This is a genomic window from Coriobacteriia bacterium (genome assembly GCA_018368455.1).
Classification (GTDB): Bacteria; Actinomycetota; Coriobacteriia; order Coriobacteriales; family UMGS124; genus JAGZEG01.
The window spans coordinates 61,554-83,486 of sequence record JAGZEG010000008.1 but is presented as its reverse complement, the minus strand read 5'-3'; the positions used below and the strand labels follow the sequence as shown (position 1 = coordinate 83,486).

General features: G+C 66.6%; 15 protein-coding genes and 1 other RNA gene. 14 read left to right on the top strand and 2 right to left on the bottom strand.

Features of this window, described 5'->3' with window-relative positions; genetic code table 11:
- The first annotated feature begins 67 nt into the window (after window positions 1-67).
- From KHZ24_06470 to KHZ24_06440, 7 genes are all read left to right on the top strand, one after another.
- Window positions 68-2,023 carry a WG repeat-containing protein gene (locus tag KHZ24_06470; GenBank protein ID MBS5450843.1) on the top strand — a complete coding sequence of 652 codons (1,956 nt, stop codon included), beginning with the start codon at window positions 68-70 and terminating at the stop codon, window positions 2,021-2,023.
- 178 nt (window positions 2,024-2,201) lie between these two features.
- Window positions 2,202-2,297, top strand: an RNA gene (gene ffs, locus KHZ24_06465) — signal recognition particle sRNA small type.
- Window positions 2,298-2,488: 191 nt separating this feature from the next.
- The gene (locus KHZ24_06460; GenBank protein MBS5450842.1) at window positions 2,489-3,454 is read left to right on the top strand and encodes a DedA family protein; all 966 of its coding nucleotides are present in this window, start codon (window positions 2,489-2,491) and stop codon (window positions 3,452-3,454) included.
- Between the two features lie 198 nt (window positions 3,455-3,652).
- Entirely contained in the window at window positions 3,653-5,602 is a 1,950-nt protein-coding gene (locus tag KHZ24_06455; GenBank protein ID MBS5450841.1) for a hypothetical protein, read from the top strand.
- Between the two features lie 449 nt (window positions 5,603-6,051).
- Window positions 6,052-7,173, top strand: a complete 1,122-nt coding sequence (locus KHZ24_06450) for an ABC transporter substrate-binding protein (protein ID MBS5450840.1) — start codon at window positions 6,052-6,054, stop codon at window positions 7,171-7,173.
- A 104-nt stretch (window positions 7,174-7,277) separates the two neighbouring features.
- The gene (locus KHZ24_06445) at window positions 7,278-8,189 is read left to right on the top strand and encodes an ABC transporter permease (GenBank protein ID MBS5450839.1); all 912 of its coding nucleotides are present in this window, start codon (window positions 7,278-7,280) and stop codon (window positions 8,187-8,189) included.
- 262 nt (window positions 8,190-8,451) lie between these two features.
- Window positions 8,452-9,264, top strand: coding sequence for an ATP-binding cassette domain-containing protein (locus KHZ24_06440; GenBank protein MBS5450838.1), 813 nt, complete (start codon window positions 8,452-8,454; stop codon window positions 9,262-9,264).
- 498 nt (window positions 9,265-9,762) lie between these two features.
- Here KHZ24_06440 and KHZ24_06435 read toward each other — a convergent pair whose 3' ends face one another.
- Window positions 9,763-11,493 (bottom strand): FAD-dependent oxidoreductase, encoded by a 1,731-nt coding sequence (locus KHZ24_06435; protein MBS5450837.1) that lies wholly within the window; start codon window positions 11,491-11,493, stop codon window positions 9,763-9,765.
- 379 nt (window positions 11,494-11,872) lie between these two features.
- On the opposite strand from KHZ24_06435, the gene KHZ24_06430 reads away from it, so the two are divergent.
- The 5 genes from KHZ24_06430 (at window position 11,873) to KHZ24_06410 (ending at window position 18,342) form a co-directional block, all read left to right on the top strand.
- A complete protein-coding gene (locus KHZ24_06430; GenBank protein ID MBS5450836.1) occupies window positions 11,873-13,330 on the top strand; it encodes a response regulator transcription factor in 1,458 nt (485 codons plus the stop codon).
- 171 nt (window positions 13,331-13,501) lie between these two features.
- The gene (dnaX, locus tag KHZ24_06425) at window positions 13,502-16,033 is read left to right on the top strand and encodes a DNA polymerase III subunit gamma/tau (GenBank protein MBS5450835.1); all 2,532 of its coding nucleotides are present in this window, start codon (window positions 13,502-13,504) and stop codon (window positions 16,031-16,033) included.
- A 690-nt stretch (window positions 16,034-16,723) separates the two neighbouring features.
- Window positions 16,724-17,032 carry a YbaB/EbfC family nucleoid-associated protein gene (locus tag KHZ24_06420; protein MBS5450834.1) on the top strand — a complete coding sequence of 103 codons (309 nt, stop codon included), beginning with the start codon at window positions 16,724-16,726 and terminating at the stop codon, window positions 17,030-17,032.
- 2 nt (window positions 17,033-17,034) lie between these two features.
- On the top strand, window positions 17,035-17,628 hold the full coding sequence (gene recR / locus KHZ24_06415) for a recombination mediator RecR (protein MBS5450833.1): 594 nt from the start codon (window positions 17,035-17,037) through the stop codon (window positions 17,626-17,628).
- A 174-nt stretch (window positions 17,629-17,802) separates the two neighbouring features.
- Window positions 17,803-18,342 carry a shikimate kinase gene (locus tag KHZ24_06410; protein ID MBS5450832.1) on the top strand — a complete coding sequence of 180 codons (540 nt, stop codon included), beginning with the start codon at window positions 17,803-17,805 and terminating at the stop codon, window positions 18,340-18,342.
- A gap of 85 nt (window positions 18,343-18,427) precedes the next feature.
- Here the strand turns inward: KHZ24_06410 and KHZ24_06405 are convergent, their stop codons facing one another.
- Window positions 18,428-19,069 carry a hypothetical protein gene (locus tag KHZ24_06405; protein MBS5450831.1) on the bottom strand — a complete coding sequence of 214 codons (642 nt, stop codon included), beginning with the start codon at window positions 19,067-19,069 and terminating at the stop codon, window positions 18,428-18,430.
- A 114-nt stretch (window positions 19,070-19,183) separates the two neighbouring features.
- On the opposite strand from KHZ24_06405, the gene KHZ24_06400 reads away from it, so the two are divergent.
- Together KHZ24_06400 and KHZ24_06395 are read left to right on the top strand one after the other, a co-directional pair.
- Window positions 19,184-19,333: a hypothetical protein gene (locus tag KHZ24_06400; GenBank protein MBS5450830.1), complete on the top strand. Its 150-nt coding sequence runs from the start codon at window positions 19,184-19,186 to the stop codon at window positions 19,331-19,333.
- Between the two features lie 388 nt (window positions 19,334-19,721).
- Entirely contained in the window at window positions 19,722-21,893 is a 2,172-nt protein-coding gene (locus KHZ24_06395) for a S9 family peptidase (protein ID MBS5450829.1), read from the top strand.
- Window positions 21,894-21,933: the final 40 nt, after the last annotated feature.

The window sequence follows — 21,933 nt, the reverse complement described above, 5'->3', positions numbered from 1 at the left end:
CCTCGAGCGCATCACCGGTTACCCGGGGTGCGTTTGCAGGGCGGGCCGCTGACGTGATGGGGGGATCATGGACCAGAGGCTAGATCGTGGCATGGCCGAGGCGAATCTGCGCTTCGGTCGCACGCTGCGCATGACGCGCCGCGAGGTGCTTGCGCTGATGGGCATGGGTGCGCTGACGGCCGGTACGTCGCTAGGGTTGCCGGGGCGCCTCGCGAAGGCGGACGATGACAGCTCTGCTCCCTCGTGGCTGAACATCGATTCCGAGCGCGAGCAGGACGTTCCTGTTCTGGGCAACGCCGTAGTTGATCCGAACGCTACTCCCATCACGGTGGGCGAGGTTGCATCCGACGTCCTGTACGCGGCCGCGCAGGACGACGCGAACGGAACGCGGCTGTGGGGCTACGTCGACAAGACGGGCTCGTGGGTCATCGAGCCCCAGTTCGCCGCCCTGGGCAGCGAGCCTATGGGCACGGTTACGCTGTGCCTCGGGCCAAACCAGGGTGTGCAGCTCTCCCAGCGCTACGCCGACGCTCTACTCGTGATGCCCGGCGTGTTCACGGGTGACCTCATGCCGGCCCAGCGGGGCGAGGCCGACGGCTCGGGCTCTTCGGACGAGGGCCTGTGGGGCTACATCGATCGTACGGGTGCCTGGGCCATCAAGCCGCAATACCAGGCGGCGGCCCTCTTCAACGAGGGGCTGGCGCTCGTGCAGGACACGGAGGACGGCCTGCACTACATCAAGCCCGACGGCTCCGACGCGTTCGGCACGCTTGACTGCTCGGATGCCACGTGCTTCTGCCAGGGCCGTGCGTTCCTGCTCAGCATGCGCCAGGACGAGGCGTGGGGAGAGATTGACGCGACGGGCGCGTGGGCCCATCAGTCGGCCGCGGATCCCTCGCTGCCGTACTGCTACACGATTCCGCTGCTCTACACCGCCGACGGCCTTGCGCGCCTGCACAAACAGTACCTGGACGTCGACGAGAACCCCGTCGTTGACTTTACCGAGCTCTACCCGGACACGTTCTATACGGAGAACGACTTCGCGGGCTGCGACTATCACGAGGGGCGCCTGGCCTTCGATGGCTTCATCTTTGACACGATGCCGGCTGTGACGTGCCCGACGCGCATAGGCTCGTCGGTCTATGACATCCAGCACCAGAACCATACGTACCAGAAGGCGACGTATTTTAAGGACGGTGGCCTGAGCGCCCAGGACACGGCGCTCGAACTGTGGGGCTATGCCGATCCCAACGGCGCCTGGATCATTCCACCTCGCTTCTCTTGGGCGTTTCCGTTCTCGGAGGGCAAGGCGTTCGTCCAAGACCTGGCCACGGGCGACGCTGGATGGATCGACACGACAGGTGCCTGGGTCATCCCGCCGCGCTTTGGGCTGTCCGACATGATGACGGGCGTGCCGCTGTGCGCGTGCTTCGTCGGCGGCTGCGCGTTTGCCGAGCTGTCGACCGACGAAGGCGCCTACGACGGTTGGGTCGACGAGACGGGCGCGTGGATCGTCAAGTGGGAGACGGTCTCGCGCGCCGCGACGAGCGAGCTGGACGGCGAGGGCGATGGCACGCCGACGTGGCAAGACGACCTCTCCACGCTCGTGGCCACCTACCGCGAGTCGGGCAGCGACGGTAGCGAGGGCACGGTCATCGACATCCAGAGCGTCGGTGCCGACGGCACGGTGAGCGCGCACGTCATTTTCCAGCCGCCCGAGACAAACGGGCGCATCGAGTGCGACGTCACCGGCACACTGGCGAGTTGCCCCACCGAGTCGGGTACGCCGCGCCTGGCCGGTACGCTCTACGGCGCAGGCGAGGAGGGCCGGCAGATGGTCGCGGGCCTGCTGTTCGGCGCGCCGGGCGCTATCTACGTCGACGTCGACGGGGCGCAGGGCCTGCGCTGCCACATCGCGTCGTGCACCAAGGCGACGTCGAACGGCGGGGCTACCGAGGAGCTCATGACGTTCGAGGGCGGAAGCGACCTGGAGTCCGTCACAGCGCGCAAGCCTACGAAGTAGGGGACGCGGCGCTGTCCGTTGCGTATGCGTCCGGGGGCAGGAAAGGGGAATCTCCCATCCGCTCCCGGGCGCTTTTTTGTTCTAGGCGCTTCTGTCGTGTTTCTGCGCTTGCGTCAAAAGGGTGCGCAGGCGGGTATGGGCGTGGGCGTGCGTCGGGTATACTGCGCCGAGAGCGGTTCGCATGGGTGCGGGCGGCGCCATGTCGCGAACCTGGTCAGGTCCGGGAGGAAGCAGCCATAAGCGTCCTCTGACGAGCGCCCGTACCTATGCGACCCGCTTTTTTGCGCGCTGACTGCCGCAGAGATTCCCGCCTGCCATACAGGGCGGAGGCTCCGGTGGTCGCGCGCCACGACCTGACCGCATGCCTGTGTCGGCCGCGGCCCGGTGTCGGAGCTTCCCCGAGCGAAGCGCCCTTCCGGCTCGCGCCCGTTGCTCGCCGAGCTCAGAAGGAGAGACGCCACTCCGATGAACCCCATCGAATTTCTGCTGAACTTGCTGCACGACCCGCGCGGGGCCATTGCTGGCTGGATCACGACGCTGGGCGCCATCTGGGTGTACGCGCCGCTGTTCCTCATCATCTTCATTGAAACCGGTGTCGTCGTCATGCCGTTTTTGCCGGGCGACTCTCTGCTGTTCGCGGCCGGCGTGTTTGCCAACGGCGGCGGGCTCAGCCTGTTCCCGCTGCTGGCGACCGTGTGGTGTGCCGCCATCCTCGGCGACCAGTGCAACTTTGCCATCGGTCACTTCTTCGGCCGGCGCATCGTCGCGTCGGGCAAGATCAAGTCGCTGACGCCCGAGCGCGTGCAGAAGACGGAGGCCCTGCTCGAGAAGTTCGGCCCGCTTGCCATCTTCCTCGGCCGCTTCATTCCGTTCCTGCGCACGTTCGTGCCGTTCTTCGCCGGCATTGGCGGCATGCACTGGAGCCACTTCGTTGTGTGGAACGTGCTGGGCGGTCTGACGTGGTCCACGCTGTTTACGCTGCTCGGCTACTTCTTCGGTGGCGTGCCGTTCGTACAGCAGCACTTCGAATGGGTCATTATCCTCATCATCCTCATTTCGGTGATTCCGGTCATCGTTGGCTCTATCAAGGCGGCACTTGCTCGCAAGAAGTCCAAGGCGGCGGGTGTTCCGGAGCAGGTCGCTACCGTTGACGCGCCGGAGGATGCCGACATCATGGCGTCTGTGGCGAACTTCTCGATGGCTGACCTCAATCGCGACCCCGACGAGGACGAGACGCCGCGCGAGCCTCTGGAGGCCGAGCCCGCTGACGAGCCCGAGCCGGAAGAGGAGAACGAGCCCGCCAGTTCCGAGGAGCCCGCGACGGCGGAGAACGCTGACCGCCGCGAGAAGAAGCCTGCCGATCCCGAGGAGGCTGAGGAGCCCGACCCCGAGGACGAGCCGCGCAAGCTCGGCCGGCACTTCGCTTCCTAGCGGCCTTCTTCACAGGCCACGTGCGACGCCCATCGCCCCTCATCGGGGTTGACGGGCGTTTTTAGTAAACTCCAAGTGACAATCGGCCTTGTTCGTGGATAATTGCGGGGCGGAAGCGGGGATCGCGTTCCAACCGGTCCCCGCATGGCTCATCAGCTTCGTTCCGCGCGCCTGCGCGGGGGGGGTTACCGCGTGCACGTGCCGTCTCTTTCTGTCTGGGGCCGACCTCTTGCGGGGCATCACACCGTCCGCCTTGCTGTTCCCGGTGTGCTCTCGCTCGCGCTCATCATCCTGTGCGTGATGACCTGCCGCACGGGGGGAACCGACGACGACTGGACGATGTCTATCGCCCTGAGCGGCCGCCTGCCTGATGAGGGGCTCACGCTCTTCATCAACGTGTTCCTCAGCAAGGCGATATTCGCGCTGAGCCAGGTGCTCCCCAACGTGGCCTGGCTGTACGTCTTCGAGCTCGTTTCCTCGTTTGCTGCGCTGTGGGCGCTCGGCTGGGCCTGCCTGTCGCTCGTGCCGCTTGGCCCGGGCGTGCTGCTCTGGGCCGCGACGGCGTTCATGTTCTTGCCGGGTTGCACCTACGCTCCCAACTTCACGTTCGTCGCCTCTCTGTGCTCGCTGGCGGGGTTTGCGCTGCTGGCGGGTGCTTGCCGGCCGGGTCGGCGCGGCGAGAACGCACGCTCCCGCGTCGCGCTCTCGGTGTGCGGCGTCGTGCTCTGCTGCCTGGGTGCATGCTGGCGCCTCGAGTCGTTCGTGCTGTGCCTGCCGTTCTTTGCCGTTGCCGTCGTCTGGCCGATGCTGGCTCGGTGCAGAGGGCGCCGGCAGGTTGCCGTATCCGGCGTCGACGTCGAGGCCCCCACTTCTGACGGGTCCGACCCTGTCTGCGACCAGTCTCGCGAGGCCTCTGTTGGCGAGCGGCGCATTCGCCTGCTGCCTCTCGTCGTGCTTGCTGTCTGCCTCGGGGCCTTGCTCGTTGCGGATCGCGTCGCCTGGTCGGCCGAGCCCTGGGCGTCGTGGACGCGCTATAACGACGCGCGCGCCGCTGTGTCTGACTACCCCATGCCGCCGTACGACGAGGTGGCAGACTCCCTGGTGGGGACGGGCGTCACGAAGAGCGACTACTGGCTGGCGACGCACTGGGTGACGGGCGACACGTCGCTGGGCATCGAGCAGATGGAGGCGCTCGCCGCGCTGCATCGCGAGGCCGGTCCGGAGCGTCTGCTGCAAGGCCCGGCAAAGTACGCCAAGGTTCTCTCGAAGGAACATCCCCCGTATGCCCTCATGTCCGCCGTGGCCGTGCTGACGTGCGCGCTGGTGTTCGCGCGGGGTCGACGTGCGCGGCTTGTAATAGCGGCGCTGATGCTCATCGCCCTTGTGGCCTGCTGGTACTTCGCGGCGCTCGGACGTCTGCCCGACCGCGTGGAACGCCCGATCTGGGCGTACGCCTGCATGGCGGCACTGCTCGTCGTGGGCTGGGGCGCGGCTTCGGAGCGCACGGGCGGGAACCGGTTCGCCCGGGGCGTGGCCCTGATGGCGGGCTGCCTCGGCATCGCCTGGATCGGTGCGTTTGTGGCGTTCCTGCGCCCGACGCTCGAGCCCTCCCGGACGCTTGCCGTGATTGACCAGAGGACGTACGAGCCCATGGGCAGCATCGTCGACTACATCGAGGGGCACCCGGACACGACGTACGCCTGGACGCCCGGCGCGTTCGAGACCGTCTCGTATGCCTACGCCATGCGCTTCGTGCCCGAGGAGGAGTTCCTGGCGCGCAACATCACGCTCGGAGGCTGGGCGGTCGAGTCGCCGTTCTACATGGCCCGCAACGAGGAGGCGCGCCTCGCCATGCCCCTGCGCGACCTAGCGACCAACGAAAACGCGCGTCTGGTTGTGCGCGGCGAGAAAGAGGCCGACGGCGTCATGCGTGCCGTCCGCGAGCTGTACTGGCCAAACGCGGGGTCACAGGTCGAAGCGCGCTTGCAGGACAGCCTGACCGGCATCGAGATCATGGTGCTGCGCGTCACGCCCGACGGTGGGACGGACGACTTCGGGCCTGCCGATGGCACCGCCCATCACGACGCCGGCGAGGAAGGCCGGGATGGGAGTGACGGCCGTTCCGACGACGCCGCTCGCGGGCGATAGACGAACTTTTCTGTTGACAACTGAGCAGCGAGGCCCTAGGATGCCCGTCAATCGCATACGCGACACCAAACCGTTGACGCGGAAGTAAAGCCATCTGGGCAACGGCGAGCAGGGGTAACCCGAGACGTCGAAGCCGGAACGCGCGCACAGAGAGTCGGGGACGCTGGAATCCCGATCGTGGCTGGATGGCACAATGGACCGCCGAGGGCGTGGAGAAGCCGAGGGAGGCCGGGCTCAAGAGAGAGCCGACGGAGCCGAGCAGAGTGGAAGCCGCGACGTCATCCCACGTTACGGGAAGGGATGTGTTTGCATCCCACGAGAGGGCGCCTCATCGCGCCAATCAAGGTGGCACCGCAGACGCTTACAAGCGCCTGTCCTTGAGCATACCAGCCAAGGACGGGCGCTTTTTTGTACCCGTCCGATCTCTCGCATCGGAAAGGGGATCCACCATGAACCGCATTGCCGCCACCCAGAGCTCCCAGAACATCCTCGCAGGCCAGGGCATCTCCCGTCGCGCCTTCCTCGGTGGCCTCGCCGCTGCCGGCGCCGCGCTGCTTGGCCTTGGTCTGGGCGTTTCCGGCCAGCCGGACCTGGCTCTTGCTGTTGACGCCAAAGATGCCTCCGGCTCTGCGAAGGCCGACTCCGCTGCCGCCGAAGAGCCCGCCGTTCAGGGCACGCTCGACTCCATCAAGGTCGCCTTTGTTCAGCTCGTCGACAACGATGCGTTTGTCCGCATGATCGACGGCTTCAAGACGGGCATGAAGAAGGCTGGCTACGAGGAGGGCGTCAACGCCACGTTCGACGTCAAGAACGCCCAGGGTGACACCCCGACGCTCAACTCCATCGCCATCGACCTCAAGAATGCTGACTACGACGTCGTCGTGCCCATCGCCACGCCGGCTGCCCAGGCGTGCGCCAACGCCGGCCTGAGCTGCCCCGTCGTGTTCATCTCCGTCACGGACCCCGTCGCTGCCGGCATCATGGAGGCACTCGACAAGCCGACGCTGGGCGTCACGGGCACGAGCAACGTCATTCCGGTCGACGAGATCTTCAAGCTGGCCGATCAGCTCAAGACGAAGGACATCGCCACGTACGGCCTGCTGTACTGCACGGGCGAGACGAACGCCGTCGCCACCATCGCCAAGGCCAAGGCCTATCTCGACGGCGAGGGCAAGAAGTACGAGGAGGCCACCGTCGCCAACTCCTCTGAGGTCGCCCAGGCAGCGGCTCAGCTGGCTAGCAAGGTCGATCTCATCTACATCCCGGTGGACTCCACGGTGCAGGCCGCGATGCCGCAGGTCGTGGACGCCGCGGCGAAGGCGGGCATCCCCGTGTACGGCAGCGACCCCGTCATGGTGCGCTCCGGCGCGCTGGCGTGCGTCTCCGTCTCCAACGAGGAACTGGGCGAGCGCTCGGCGCAGATGGCCGTCGAGATCACGAACGGCACGCCTGTTGAGCAGGTGCCGGCCGTGACGTTCGACACGTTTACGCCCGTCGTCAACAAGGCCACGGCCGAAGCGCTCGGTGTCACACTGCCCGACGACGGCTCCATGCAGATCGTCGAGGCGTAAGGGAGCGGGCGCATGCCTGCTGCACCTTTGCACCGCCGGCCCCTCGCGTCTCGCCAGCACGAGGGGCCCCGCCTTTCCGCGCCACCTGAAAGGGCTGCCTTGTCATGAGTATCCCGCTGCTTCTCGACGCTTCGCTGCTCGGCCTGCAGTACGCGCTGCTGGCCGTTGGCGTTTACCTGACGTTTCGCATTCTCAACATCCCCGACCTCACCGTTGACGGGAGCTTTTGCCTCGGAATGTCGGTGACGGCCGTGCTGTGCGTGGCGGGCCATCCGTTCCTCGGTCTGCTCGCCGGCGCGCTGGCGGGTGCGGCTGCGGGCATGGTCACGGGCCTGCTCATGACGAAGGCCAAGATCAACCCGTTGCTGGCCGGCATCATCACGATGACGGGTCTCTACACCGTCAACATCACGGTGCTGGGCGGCCCGAACGTCTCGCTGCTCATGGCTGATAAGGGATACACGGTCATCTCGGACGTCACGGGACTGTCGGCCGACGTATCCGAGATCGTGTTCACGCTGGCGATCGTTGCGGCTGTTGTCGTCCTGCTCGCGTTGTTCTTCCGCACCGAGCTGGGCCTGTGCATCCGCGCGACCGGCGATAACGAGTCCATGGTGCGTGCGAGCTCCATCAACGCCGGCGCCATGAAGGTGGGCACACTGGCGCTGTCCAACGCGCTCGTCGCCCTTGCCGGTGGCGTGCTGGCGCAGTGCCAGGGCTTCGCTGACGTGAGCTCGGGCACGGGCATGATTATCATCGGCCTGGCGTCCGTCATCATCGGTGAGCTGTTCGGTGGCGGGCGCTCCGTGACGTTCGGGCTGGTGGGCGCTGTCGTGGGTTCGGTTGTCTACCGCATCATCGTGCAGGTGGCACTGTCGCTTGACATCATGAGCGCTAACTCGCTCAAGCTCGTGTCCGCCGTCATCGTGGCGGCGTTTCTGTGCGTGCCGGCCGTGCGTGTGTGGGTTTCCGAGCGGCGGATGCGTGCCCAGGCGCGGGCGAAGGGGCGTGGATAGTATGGCCCGGGTCCAGCAGGCTTTCGATGCGGCGCGGGGCCGGGTCTGGCGTGCTCCCGGCGCGGTGGAGGCGGTGCGAGCGATGACGGAGGAGAGTGCGGCGATGGCGGAGAGGAAGCGCGTGGGGAAGGCGGCCGGGGCGTCTGCGGATGGGGGAGCAGGTTCCGTGGCCGGCGGTGCATGCGGGGCCGTGGCGGGCGCCGCGGTGCGCTCGGGGGCTGCCGCGCGGTTTGGCGAGGCCGCGGTGGCCGTGGCGGGCGTCGTGCCGGCGCTTGTGGTGCGCGACCTGAGCAAGACGTTCTCGCCGGGTACGCCCATGGAGAAGAAGGCGCTGCGCGGCGTCGACCTCACGCTGGCGCCGGGGGAGTTCGCCTGCATCATCGGCAGCAACGGCGCCGGGAAGTCGACGCTGTTCAACGCGATCTCCGGCGAGTTCATGCCCGACGGCGGCTCGGTGACGCTCGGTGGACGCGATATCACCTACCAGCCCGATTACAAGCGGGCGCGGCGCATCTCGCGCGTGTTCCAGGACCCGATGCGTGGCACGGCGCCGGGACTGACCGTGGCGGAGAACATCGCGATGCCCTACATGCGTGCGGGCGGGCACGGCGGGTCGCCGCTGCGGCTGGCGCTGGGTCGAAAGACGCGCGAGCGCATTCGCGAGCAGCTGGCGAGCCTGGGCTTTGGCCTGGAGGATCGCATGGACACGAAGGTGGGGTTGCTCTCGGGCGGCCAGCGCCAGGCCGTCTCGCTGCTCATGTGCACGATCGGCAACCCTGACCTGCTGCTGCTCGACGAGCACACGGCTGCGCTCGACCCGGTGGCTGCCGAGCGCATCATGGCGCTGACGGAGCAGGTCGTGCGCGAGCGGGGTATCGCGACGCTCATGGTGACGCACAACATGCAGCAGGCGCTCTCCGTGGGCGACCGCACGATCGTCATGGATGCCGGGCGCGTTGTGGCCGACATCCCCCAGCAACGCCGCGCGACGATGACGCTGAGCGACCTCATGGCCCTCTACCGCGAGCGCGCCGGTGCCGAGCTCGCCTCCGATGAAATGCTGCTGACGAGGTAGGGGCGCCCCGGGGCGCCGGACGCGATAGCGTGGGGCACGGGGCACGGGGCGCCCCGTTCGCCCGGGCGCAAAACGCGGCTGTGCTAGGTTTTGCAAAGTGACGCTCTCAAAATGGGCGCGATTTGCGGGCGTGCGAGGTTTGCGGAGGCAACTGCGGCCGCGTGAATCGCCGTCTCTCAAAGAAACTGCAGGTAGACGCACTGTGGGCGGCGCGCCCTCCATGATCAGGGAGCCCGAAACTCCGCGCAAACCTAGCATGTCCGCAATTTGCGCCCAGATTCAGCTCCCGCTTTTGCAAGACCTAGCACAAACGCAAGATGCGCCCATGCAGGTGAGGGCCGTCGCGGCGCCTCGCTCGTCTGTTCAAGGCGCGCCCACGCGAGCGAAGGGCTGTCATGCGCGGCGCCTTTCGGCGCGCCAAAGGAGCCCCGCGTCCGATCCGCGCCGGTCGGATGCGGGGTCCATGGTCGTGCGATTAGGGATGCCGTGCTTGGAGTGCTACTTCCACGCCTCTTCGGCGGCGGCATTCTGGCCGGCGACGCGGCCGCAGACGATGCACTCCGTCAGGTTGCCGCCTGCCTGGTACGTGAACTTGAAGACGGACGAGATCTCGCCGGCCGTGTACAGACCGGGGATGGGCTCGCCGTTCCAGTCGAGCGCCTGGCGCTTGGCGTTGGCGTCGATGCCGCCCTTCGTGTTGGGGCCGCCCGGATAGAGCTTGATGGCGTAGAACGGGCCAGTCTCGACCGGCGCCATCGTGGAGATGTCGCGGTCGAACTCCTCGTCCTTGCCGGCGGCACAGGAGTCGTTGAACCTCTTGACGCTCTCGACGAGCTGCTCGGGTGTCATCATCTCGCGGTTCTCGGGGTCAGCGATGATCTTCTCGGCGAGCTCCTCAAGCGTGTCTGCTTTGAGGATCCAGCCGCGCTCGATGGCGTCGAGGTTGTCCTTGGACCAGGGCACGAGGCCGAACGCCGCCACAGACGAGCTCGAGGACACGGCGCACTTGGAGCTGCGCAGCGTCTCGTCGAAGATGAGCCAGCTGGGGATGCGCGGATAGCTCATCGTGAGCAGCTCGTACTGCACGGCCTCCTTGTAGAACTGGTAACGGTAGGGGCGCGTCGAATCGGTAATGATGAACTCGTCGGCGTAGCGGTTGCCGTAGTTGTCAACGACCATGGAGTTGGGAGCAGACGTGATGGCAGAGGCCACGCCCTGCTTCAGACCGTCGGAGTCCCAGTGCTCGCCGTAGGGCACAGCGATCTCGATGCGTGAGGCCGCCTTGCCGACCTTGGCCAGGCCGGCGCCGATCTTGATGGCCATCTCGATGCCGTCGCCTGTGTTGCTCTGCGTGCCGTAGAAGCACCATCCCTTGACGCCGGGGCCCTCGAGGAACGCGCGACGCATCGGCAGGTTGTACTCGTAGCCGCCGCAGCACAGCACGACGCTCTTCTTGGCGCAGATGCGAACCTCCTTGTCGCCCTGCGTGGCGACGACGCCAACGACGCGTCCGTCTTGCATGATGAGCTCCTTGGCCGGCGTCTCGTACATGACGTCGATCTCGGGGCGCAGTGTCTTCACGCCGTCCTCGGCAAGTGCCCACCAAAACGCCTCGCCATTGGATTTCGTCTCGCGGGGGCGGTCCTGGGGCAGAAGGCTCGTGTCGGCGTCGGCAGAACCGAGGTAACGGCAGCTGCGCGTGGCGCCATACTTGGCCTCTTCAAAGCACGGGAACATCGGGAACGAGGCATCGCCGCCGGGCGTCATGAGATCGCCGTCGAGATCGGGGGCTTGGGCAAGCAAGAAGTCCTTCGTCTGCAGGACACCATCGGCGAACATCTCGGCCATCTCTTGCGACACGTGCGGCTGCTCGCCTTCAAGCTTCCAGGGGCAGTTCTCGCCGCTCATCATGGCCTTGATGTACTCGACGAGCGCGTCGTGGTCGCCGGTGGGATCGGCACAGTGGAAAACGCCACCCGAGAGACGCGTATTGCTCCAGTGAGCGTCCTCGGGGTTCTTCTCGATGATGCCGACGGTCGCGCCGGCATCATGGGCCTCGATAGCTGCGCAGGCGCCTGCCCCGCCGAAGCCGATGACGACGACGTCGTACTCCATGTCGAACTGATCGGTTGCCTCACTCGCTGAGGCCGTCAGCGCCGTGGCGCCCAGGGCTGCGGTAGCCGCAGCTGCACCCATGCCTACGAACTGACGACGAGTCGCGTTCCCCATGCGTTCCTCCTTGTACACGTGGCGATGTGCCTGAGGCTGTGCAGGTGTGTCTGCCCATCCCAGGGGCGCGGGGCTCCCCTTGGCCCCGCAGCACACATGGTGCCTCCTACCGGCTGTGCGAGCCTATCGTCCGGTGGGGCCAGCAGTGGGCGGTATACTCTGCGTGGGCATATCATCCGCTGCGGCCGATGCGCCGACGGAGTCGATATGGACGGTTGCGAGGGTTCAGGGGGCGCTTGTGACTGGGGGACCTCGTATTGGCGGGCGCGTGCTCGGCCTCGTTCTGGCGTGTGCCTCGCTGTCGCTCGTTGGTATTTGGCTGAACGTTTCGGGTCGCGGTGGCGTGCTTGTCGAGTCATACTCCGAGACGGGCCAGGCTGTGTTTTACGGGTGCCGCCTGGCCTCGCTGCTTTTGCTCATCGCTTTTCACGGCCCCATCTATCGCAATGCCGCGCGTGTCAGCGTGATGGGCTGTTCGCTTATGGTACTGGGGACCATGGTGCGCATCGTGGCGGCGCAGCCTATTAATGGCGCGTCTTATGACGGCATGGTTCTCGTCGGCTATGCGCTGAGCGGCCTGGGCTATATGCCGTGTCTCTTCTTGCTGTATTACGGTTTGGCGCGGACGTTCGATCTCACCTCGGCGCTCATCGTGACGCTCTTGGCCATGGTGTGCAAAGAACAGGGCCCCGCCCTTGTTTCCTTGCTACCCGAGAACGCTCGGATATGGGCTTTGTTGGGGATTGTCGTGCTCATGATGGGGGCGCTTACTGCGTTTTGGGGAGCGTGCCGCGCGCTGCCTCCTGACTCTGTCTGCGTGCGGGTTGCTTCTGTGCACGAGTGGCGAGATCTTTGGTATCTGGTGGCGCTGGGCGCTATTTCGAGTTTGTCCGTATTTTTCTTCAACAGCGTAAGCCACGTTGGGTTGGCGGGGGCTGCGACATCGGTCGCGTCGAGTGCAACAAGCGGGGTAATCTCTACATTGCCAGGCAAGATCGTATCGCTTTTGGTGTGCGTGGGGCTGGGATATTTTACAGTTGTCTGTCGGGCCCATCGCCCGCTCGCTGTGCGCTTTGTGCCGGCGTTTGTCGCTATCGCACTCTCATCAGCTCTGGCAACCGTCGCCTCGATGATGGGAGGTGCCCTGGCGATGAAGACGGTTGAAACGCTCTTGCTTGGAGTGTACGACTTCAATCAGTACCTCTCTTGGGCACTGCTCGTGTGCGTTGTACGTAGAGGGCAGGCGACGACTATCCGAGGTTTTACGGCCGTCTTTTGCATGCACGAGCTGCTGGCGACGTTTGTGGGGCCGCTGTCTGTCGACGTGTCTTCGGCAAGTGGTTCAGTTCTCACGATTGTGTTTGGTTTGCTGGTTACCGTGCTGGCGGGTATTGTCCTGCCGTTTGCGATGATGAAACACGCCACATGGGTGCCGGCGACAGGTTCTCGGAGGGCTTTGCCTTCTGCTGTGTACGCGTCTGTTGAGACAAATGCGCCCGCATTTGCTGGCGAGGGCTCGCTACTGAACGCGGCGACTCCTGGGCACCTGGAGCCGCGGTTGGCGTCAGAAATCGACGACCTCGGGTTCGAGACGGCTGGGCGTCTCGCCGACGTGCTGAGGGAGCGGTGCCGCTACGTCGCGGGGCTTTACGGGCTGACGGAGCGCGAGGGCGAGGTGTTCTACCTCTTGTGCCAGGGGCAGAGCCGATTGGCCATCTGCCAGCGTCTTTGCATGTCGGAGGGCACGGTCAAGACGCATATAGCCCACATTTACGAGAAGACGGGCGTCAATACGCGTGAGGCGCTTAGCGACTTGGTGTTCGCGCAGATAGGGTAGTTTCTCGGTCTTCGCCGCGGACGCTGCTTTGGTAGGGGCGTGTGGCCGGGGAGTCTCGGGCGGATGGCCTGTTCTACACTAGAGAGCACTGGGCCGCTGCCGGCCTGTCGGGGGCATTCCCGCCGGGTTGCGAGCGTGCCGCCCACACTCGCCGCTGAGGAGGAGCCGCGCATGGAGTCGCTGTACCGCACGTACCGCCCGCAGACGTTTGCCGACATGGTGGGCCAGAAACACATCGTCGCGACACTGCGCAACGCTCTGACCGAGAACCGCGTTGCGCACGCGTATCTGTTCTGCGGCCCGCGTGGCACAGGAAAGACGACGACAGCGCGCGTGTTGGCGAAGGCCCTGCTTTGCACGGGCGCCGGCCCCGACGGTCTCACGCCCGACCCAGACGGCACGTGCGAGGAGTGCCTGGCCATCGCCGCCGGCACGCACCCCGACGTCTACGAACTCGACGCCGCCTCGCGCACTGGTGTCGACAACGTCCGCGAGGAGATCATCAACCGCGTGGCATTCGCCCCGACGCGTGGCCGCTACAAGGTGTACATCATCGACGAGGTCCACATGCTGACGACGCAGGCGTTCAACGCCCTGCTCAAGACGCTTGAGGAGCCGCCGGCCCACGTCATATTCGTCCTATGCACGACCGACCCGCAGAAAGTCCCCGAGACGATTCTCTCGCGCTGTCAGCGCCTTGAGTTCCACCGCATCACGACGGAGGACATCACGGCACGCTTGGCCTACGTCTGCGAGCACGAGGGCTTCACGGCCGACCCCGAGGCGCTGGCGCTCATCGCTCGTCACTCGCGCGGCGGCCTGCGTGACGCCTTGTCGATGCTCGAACAGCTCTCCGTGTTCGGCGACGGATCCGTGCGCCTCGACGATGCTCAGACCGTGCTGGGCGAGGTGGGCAGCGAGGCTCTCGTGCGCATGGTCGAGCAGATATGTGCGCGCGACGTGGCTGGGTGCTTTGCGCAGGTAGCCGACCTGGCTGACCGCGGTGTCGACATCGCGCAGTACGTGCGTGACCTCACGAGCTACGTGCGCGACCTGTACGTGGCGAGCGTGACGGGGACGAAGGAGGGCGTGCTGTCGGGCGGCACCGACGCGGCGCGCGCCGCCGAGGAAGCCGAGAAGGCTGGCGGCTCCGATCGCCTGGCGCGGATGCTCGACGTGCTGGGGCAGCTCGAGACGAACCTGCGCACCTCGCTCGACCAGCGGCTCTCTCTCGAGGTCGCTCTGACGAGGATCGCACGTCCCCAAGCAGACCTGACGCTCGAGGCTCTGGCCGAGCGCGTGTCCCTGCTCGAGCGGCAGATTGCTGCGGGCGGCGGGGCCGCGGCGGTTGCGGGGGTTCCGGCAAGCGTGCCTGGGATGGGTGCCGCGGGCGTCCCCAGGGCCACGGGCCCTGCTGGCGCCACGGGCGCACCGGGGGCTGGCGCCCAAAGGGCTACCGGCTCCGCTGGCACTGCAGGATTTGCGGGTGGAGTCGCACCTGCCGCGGGCGCATCGTCTCCTGTTGCCGGGGGCGCTCCCTCCCCGGCAGCTTGCACGGCAAGCGGTATGCCCATCCCTCGGCCAGTCGCGCGTCCGGCCGTTCCCGCTCCGACCGCCTCGTCCTCTCGCGATGTTCCGCGCCCTCAGGGTGGGGCTCGTCCAGAGATCCCTCGGCCTGCGGGTGCACCGGCGAGCGCCGGTTCCCGCGCTGTTGCCATGCCCGGAAGCCCTGCAAGCCCTGCGCCTGTCGGATCTGCGTCGGCGCTGGGCGCGCCTGTGCATGATCCTGCGACGGCGCAGCGTCTTTGGGGCCAGTATGCCAGCCGTGTACAGGCGGCCAACCCCTCGGTCGGCGGCCTGCTGCGCCAGACCGAAGGCACGCTGCGAGAGGGCGGTGTGCTTGCGATTACGAACCACGGCTCGAGCTTCGTAGGCACGATGCTCATGCGTGCGAACAACAAGGTTGTGCTCGAACGCCTCGCCGCTGAGGTATACGGCTCGCCGGTTCAGGTCGTCATGGATGTGCCAGGTGGGGCTTCCTCCGCGGCGCCTGCGGGTGCTGGTGTTGCTGCGAGCGGTCCTGCGACGCCGGGTGCGGGCGGGGCCTCCTCGCAAGTTGGTGCCCCCGTTCCTGCGAGCGCTGCTTCTCCCCGGGCTAACGTTCCTGCTCCTGTAGGTGCCGCCCCGGCGCGGCCCGGTGCTCCCGTTCCTGCGAGTGCTGCAACGCCGCAGGTTCCTGACACCCCGGCTGCCGGGGTGTCTGCCGCAGCGAGGCCGCCGATTCCACGTCCTGTCCAGCGCGCGCCTCAGGGTCCGGCCGCCGCGGGTGTGGGCTCTGCTGGCGTGGCCGCCGGGCCCGTCGGGCAGGGGGCGCCGGTGGGGGCTGCTGAGATCCCGTCAACGCCCCCGGTCTCCGCTGCTCCTGAGCGGGCGCTCTCGGAAGACGATACGCCAGCTTACGAGCGGGTTCCCGACGAGGTATACGACGCCTACGTGCCTGACGATGACGACCTGCCTCCGTTCGACGAGTCTGACGCCTCGCCGGCAAACGTCTCTGTGGGCGACGCTGCCCCAGCGCAGTCGGCGCCGGCGGGCGACGCCGCGGGCGAGGGCGTCGGAGGCTCGATGGCCGACCTCGCCAAGATGCTCTCCGCGGGCTTCGGCGGCTACGTAAAGGTCAGCGAGGACCGGGGCACGAACTAACTTGTGGGCGGATCGTACCGGGCGGGGCGGCGAGGATGGCTGCTCCGCCTCTCCTTTGGGCCATCGCATTCGATCGCGAGGCTGCCTGCGGTTGCCACGTCGGATCGTTGCCGCGGCCGTTTTTCGACTTCTCGCATCGTTTGCGCCCATTCGCGGCCAGAAAGTCGAGCCGTGTATGCCGGAGGTGGGCGGGATTTGCGGTTACGCTTTCGGGACCGGCGGCTGACTTGGGGGAAGGACATCGAACCCGCAGGTAGAAGGCGCGCTGCATCCGAACGCGTCATCCTGCTGCTACGTAGGCGGCATACACGGCTCCCATTACTGTCCACGAACGCCTCGATTTCGTACGCCGGGGCCCCACGGGCCCTTGCAGGCGTCCTTGTGGGGCGGCTCGACGCTCGCCACGACTTCGTCGCTCGACGTACCCGGCTCGATCACGGCGCCTGGCCTCGCAAGCCCCTCGCAGGCATCTCTCGGGTCGGCCCGGGCGTCTGGCGAGCCCGACTGCCGTGGCCCCGCGGTTTCTCGCAAGCCCCTCGCGTCTCGTCGCCCCACCCGCGAGCTTCCGCTGTTCTGGCGCAGCTGAGCGAGCGCGCGCCGCAAAGCCGTCCCGGCATCGTACAATCACACATTGGCAGATTTTGGCGGTCGGCTCCGCGCGCGACCCGCACAGGAAAGGGAGACGTATCTATGGACATGCAGAAGATGCTCAAGCAGGCCCGCAAGATGCAGGCTCAGCTCGCCGAGGTCCAGGATGGCCTCAAGGAGGTCACCGTCGAGGCCACGGCCGGCGGTGGCATGGTCAAGGCTGTCATGACGGGCGAGGGCAACCTCACCTCCATCACGATCGACCCGGCCGCCGTCGATCCCAGCGACGTCGAGCTACTCCAGGACATGATTGTCGCCGCCGTCAACGAGGCGTCCCGCAACGCGCGCGAGCTCGCTGACCAGCGCATGTCCAGCGTCACCGGCGGCCTGAACATCCCCGGGCTGATGTAGTCGTGGCCGACGAGACGCTTGATTGCCTCGTCGACGAGCTGGGTCGGCTGCCGGGCATCGGTCCCAAGTCGGCCCAGCGCATTGCCTACCACGTGCTGCGCAGCGATGAGGAGTCGGTGCGGCGCCTGGCTGACGCCCTGCTCGACGTGAAGCGCGTCATTCACTTTTGCCCGCGGTGCTTCAACTACGCCACGGGTAGCGTGTGCTCCATCTGCGCGGACCACGACCGCGACCAGGGGACGATCTGCGTTGTGGCCGAGCCGCGCGACATCCAGGCCATCGAGCGTACGGGCAGCTACCGGGGCATCTATCACGTGCTGGGCGGCATCATTAGCCCTATGGATCGCGTGGGGCCAGAGCAGCTGCACATCCGCGAGCTCATGGCACGTCTGGGCGCCGAGCCCATCCGCGAGGTCATTCTTGCGACGAATCCCGACGTCGAGGGCGAGACGACCGCTTCTTATCTGGCGCGCCTCATCAAGCCGCTCGGCATCACGGTGAGTCGTCTGGCGAGTGGTCTTCCCGTGGGAGGCGAGCTCGAGTACGCCGACGAGGTCACGCTCGGCCGTGCCATCGAGGCGCGCCGCGAGCTGTAAGCGCCGGGGTCGCGGGCACTTCCATTCCAAAAGCGCTCGCATAAAGCCTGCCTGCGGCCTTAGGTTCGTCGGCGGGCTTTCCGTTTGAAAACGTGCGGTAACATGGACGGGGCACAATAGGAAATATCTATCCTTGTGGTTCCGACATGATGTCCGGAAAGGCAGGCGCCTCCCATGCCCGTCGATAAGCGCAACATCGTCTTGATCGGCATGCCTACGGCTGGCAAGTCCACGGTGGGCGTCTTGCTGGCTCGCCAGATGCGCTACAACTTCACCGATACGGACATCGTGATCCAGGTAACCAACGACGCGACGCTGGCGGAGATCATCGCCGAGGTCGGCAACGAGCGCTTCCTCGACATCGAGAGCGCAGCTGTCCAGACGATCGAGTCGGCACGTACTGTCGTCGCGACGGGCGGTAGTGCCGTCTACAGCGAGCCCGCCATGGAGAGCCTGCGCAAGACGGGGCCGGTCGTCTACCTCAAGCTCGACCTGCCCGAGCTCAAGCGCCGCATGGGTGATCCCAAAGCGCGCGGTGTCGTGCTCAAGCCCGGCCAGACGCTCGCCGACCTCTACGACGAGCGCGTTCCCCTCTACGAGCGCTGGGCAGACGTCACGGTTGATACATCGGGACTGTCGCAGGCACGCTCGACCGACGCCGTCGCCGATGCGCTGCGTGCCTGGTTCGAGGAGCACCCGGTGGCGGGGGAATAAGGCGGGCTTGACGCCCAGCGAGCCTTACGCACCCGCCACGTGCGGAACCTCTCGCTCTTCGGGGGCTCTTCGCGCCCGGAGAGTCCTACGCTCCCGTCACCCCGTACGCCCCGAGCACGCGAGTGCGGGCATCGGCTGTAGGCGCGATCTCCTCGACGGCGTCGGGCCACGCCGCGTCGAAGCGCTCGTGGGCCTTGGGCAGCAACCAATCACGCACGATGAGCACGGCGTGGGGGTAGCGCGCGCTGGGTCCGCGTTGCAGCAGTGACGTGGCGTGGACAAGGCCGAGCTCGCGCAGCAGCTCAAGCCGCCCGAGCTCGTCGACGACGAGCAGGCTGGGGCGAGGCTTCTCGGCATGCTCGCCATCTGCGATGACCTGCGCCTCGAGGGCGGCGAAGTGCGCATCGACCTGCTCGATGACGCTGTCATCCATCGCCCAGCCCAGCTGCTCCGTCTCCGACTGGCCGCATCGCCGCAGGGAGTCGGCTCCGTCCTCGGCCAGCAGCAGGTCGCGCCTGCGGGCAAAGTGGACAAGCTCGTGCCCTGGCAGCATCTCGTTGTCGATGCCGATCTTCTCGAGTCCGTTGTCGCAGGCAGCGTTCTCGCGCCACACGCCGGGCGCGAGAACGCCGGCCACGGGCACGTCTGCGTGCTCAAGCGTTGCAGTGAGCTCCTGCAGCCAGCGCGTTTTGCCGATCTGGATGTCTCCCGTCAGGATGAACAGCATCGTGCGACGTCCCTCCGTTTTGGCCGATGACGGCGACATTATAGGGGGAGTGCGGGAAGCTCTGCTCTGATTGTGCGGTGGCTGTCATGCGAAAGGAGGTGCCTTGCGCCGAGCATGGGGTTCGTGCTTGACGAGCGGGCAAGCGGGCGGCGCCATAGGGAGCCGTGGCTCATCTCCGCTCCCGACTCCAGGCTGCGCATGTACGTTGTCCCCGCCGGCGAGGAGATGATGATCATCCTCGACGTCAGGGGACTGCTGTCGTAGGGAGCTTCCTCGACGGCCAGGAATGGGGCCCGTGCACGCCCCGCGCCGCCTGCTGTCCGGCTTCCCCGGGACCGAACTGCGGGTTTGTCGGCGCAACCGCGTCATGGGTGCCGCGTCCCCATACACGCCCGGCATCTTCGTCCAAAAAGGCGGCCCCGCCGTGCAGGGTTGAACCGCCTTCCAATCCCCGGGCTCGTTAAAAGTGGCAGGGGCCGGGAGGCATGCCCATGCCGAATCTCAGGATTAACCGGCGTGACCGGGCGTGCCGACCTGCCGTTCCCGTGCGTTTGTCCGCGAGGCCGTCGTGGCTGCGTGGTTCGTTGTCAACAGCGCGCTACTATGGGGGCGCTCCGTTTCAGGCTGTCGTTTCTAGGAAGGTGGGAACCGCATGTCAGATCAGTCGTGCCCCTGCGCCGCCTCTGCTGAGGCAAAGCACCACGTGCGCATCGACGACTTCGCCAACTACCGCTACGTGAGCGACGTGCGCGTCACGAAGGACGCCACGCGCCTCGTGTATACGGTGAGCTCGGTGAACATGGACAAGAACCGCTATGAGGCCGACCTGTGGACGCTCGACGTCGCCACGGGCGCCCAGCGTCAGCTCACGAGCTCGGGCAAGGAAGGCGCGTTCGACCTGCTTGACGACGGCAGCGTGCTGTTCGTGTCCGGCCGCGGCAAGGAGGCCGCCAAGGCCGCGGGCGCCCCTGCAAAGGCTACTGCGAAGTCCGGCGAGCCTCGCTCGCAGGCCGACGTCGCCGCCCTCGCGTTCGAGAAGACGCCTGAGAAGCTTGCCGAGGATCCCGCCCAGGGCACCGACCTCTACCGCATCGCGCTCGACGGCGGCGAGGCCACGCTGTTTGCCCACGTCGCGCTGACGGTCCTGGGCTGGAAGCAGCTCGACGACCACCGCTTCCTGCTGCGCGCTCGTGACCTCATCGACAGCGCCGCGGCCTATGCCACGCTCGTCGACATCCCGTTCTGGGAGAACGGCGGCACGTACACGTCAGGCCTGCGCGCCGGCCTGTACCTGCTTGACCTCGACGCCGAGAACCCCCAGCGTCCGCAGCTTCTCACGGCTCCGGGCGAGTCCGTGGGCGCCTGGGCGCTGTCCGAGGACCGCGCGACACTCTACTTCACGTCTGCCACGTTCGCCACGCGCGCCCCGCTGGCGGCGAAGGTTCGCGCCCTCGACGTCGCGACGGGCTCCATCACGGACCTCGACACGCCTGAGATGCGCTACCAGGGCCTCGACCTGCTCGATGCCACGACGCTCGTGTTCGTTGCCACCGACATGCGGAAGCACGGCATCAACGAGGACCCGTTCATTTACGCGCTCGATCTTGACGCCGCCAACCCTGCTGGCCCGGGTGCCAACTTCCGTCGCATCAGCCGTGACGACTTCGACACGGACTTCTTCAACATGGTGGGCTCCGACTGCCGCCGCGGCCACGGTCAGACGCGCCTGGCGGTCAATGGCGCGCTGCTGTACGCCCACTCGGCGGCCGATGACTCCTGGCTGTCGCGCATCGACGCGTCCGGCCAGGTGACAGCGCTCGTGAGCGACACTGGCTCCGTCGAGTGCTTCGACACGCTCGACGGCCGCACGCTGTACTACGTCGGCATGCGTCCTGACCAGCTGCCCGAGATCTACTGCCGCACCGTCGACGAGGCGGGGACGACGGCTGAGCCCGAGAAGCAGCTCACGAGCTTCTCCGATGCCCTGGCCACGACGTTCATCTCCACGCCTGAGAGCTTCGAGTTCGAGAGCAACGGCGCCACGCTCGTCGGCTACGTCATGAAGCCGACGGATTACGTGGAGGGCTCCGGCGAGAAGCACCCCGGCGTGCTGTGGGTGCACGGCGGCCCCAAGACGACGCTCGGTCGCCTGCTCTTCCACGAGATGCAGTACCTCTGCAGCCTGGGCTACTTCGTGTTCTTTACGAACCCGCACGGCTCGGGCGGCCACGGCATCGAGTTCGCTGACATCCGCGGCCACTACGGCGACGTGGACTTCGACGACCTGATGAACTTCACCGACGAGGTGCTGCGCCGCTATTCCGACATCGACGCCGACCGCCTGGCCGAGATGGGCGGCTCCTACGGCGGCTTCATGACGAACTGGGTGATCGGCCACACCGATCGCTTCCGCTGCACGAACTCGCAGCGCTCCATCTCGAACTGGGCGAGCATGTACGGCGTCGCGGACATCGGCTACTACTTCGCCGACGATCAGACGGCCGGCACGCCGTGGCAGAACTACGAGCGCATGTGGGCGCAGTCGCCGCTCAAGTACGCCGACCAGGTGAAGACGCCGACGCTGTTCCTGCACTCCGACGAGGACTATCGCTGCCCGCTCGAGCAGGGCATGCAGATGTATACAGCGCTGCAGCTCCACGATGTGCCGACGCGCATGGTCGTGTTCAAGGGCGAGAACCACGAGCTCTCACGCGGTGGCAAGCCGCAGGCGCGCGTGCGTCGTCTCGCCGAGATCGCCAACTGGTATGCGCAGTGGCTCAAGGATGAGCCCGCTGGCGAGCCCACGCTTCGCCCCGCTGAGTAGGACGCGGCCGATCGGTCGAACGCGGTGCTCATGAAAAGCG

Coding starts and splice junctions, on each gene's coding strand:
- dnaX (MBS5450835.1), top strand. CDS start 13,502: ATGGAGTCGCTGTACCGCACGTACCGCCCGCAGACGTTTGCCGACATG.
- KHZ24_06435 (MBS5450837.1), bottom strand. CDS start 11,493: ATGGGGAACGCGACTCGTCGTCAGTTCGTAGGCATGGGTGCAGCTGCG.
- KHZ24_06405 (MBS5450831.1), bottom strand. CDS start 19,069: ATGCTGTTCATCCTGACGGGAGACATCCAGATCGGCAAAACGCGCTGG.
- KHZ24_06400 (MBS5450830.1), top strand. CDS start 19,184: ATGGGGTTCGTGCTTGACGAGCGGGCAAGCGGGCGGCGCCATAGGGAG.
- KHZ24_06470 (MBS5450843.1), top strand. CDS start 68: ATGGACCAGAGGCTAGATCGTGGCATGGCCGAGGCGAATCTGCGCTTC.
- KHZ24_06445 (MBS5450839.1), top strand. CDS start 7,278: ATGAGTATCCCGCTGCTTCTCGACGCTTCGCTGCTCGGCCTGCAGTAC.
- KHZ24_06395 (MBS5450829.1), top strand. CDS start 19,722: ATGTCAGATCAGTCGTGCCCCTGCGCCGCCTCTGCTGAGGCAAAGCAC.
- KHZ24_06420 (MBS5450834.1), top strand. CDS start 16,724: ATGGACATGCAGAAGATGCTCAAGCAGGCCCGCAAGATGCAGGCTCAG.
- KHZ24_06460 (MBS5450842.1), top strand. CDS start 2,489: ATGAACCCCATCGAATTTCTGCTGAACTTGCTGCACGACCCGCGCGGG.
- KHZ24_06450 (MBS5450840.1), top strand. CDS start 6,052: ATGAACCGCATTGCCGCCACCCAGAGCTCCCAGAACATCCTCGCAGGC.
- KHZ24_06410 (MBS5450832.1), top strand. CDS start 17,803: ATGCCCGTCGATAAGCGCAACATCGTCTTGATCGGCATGCCTACGGCT.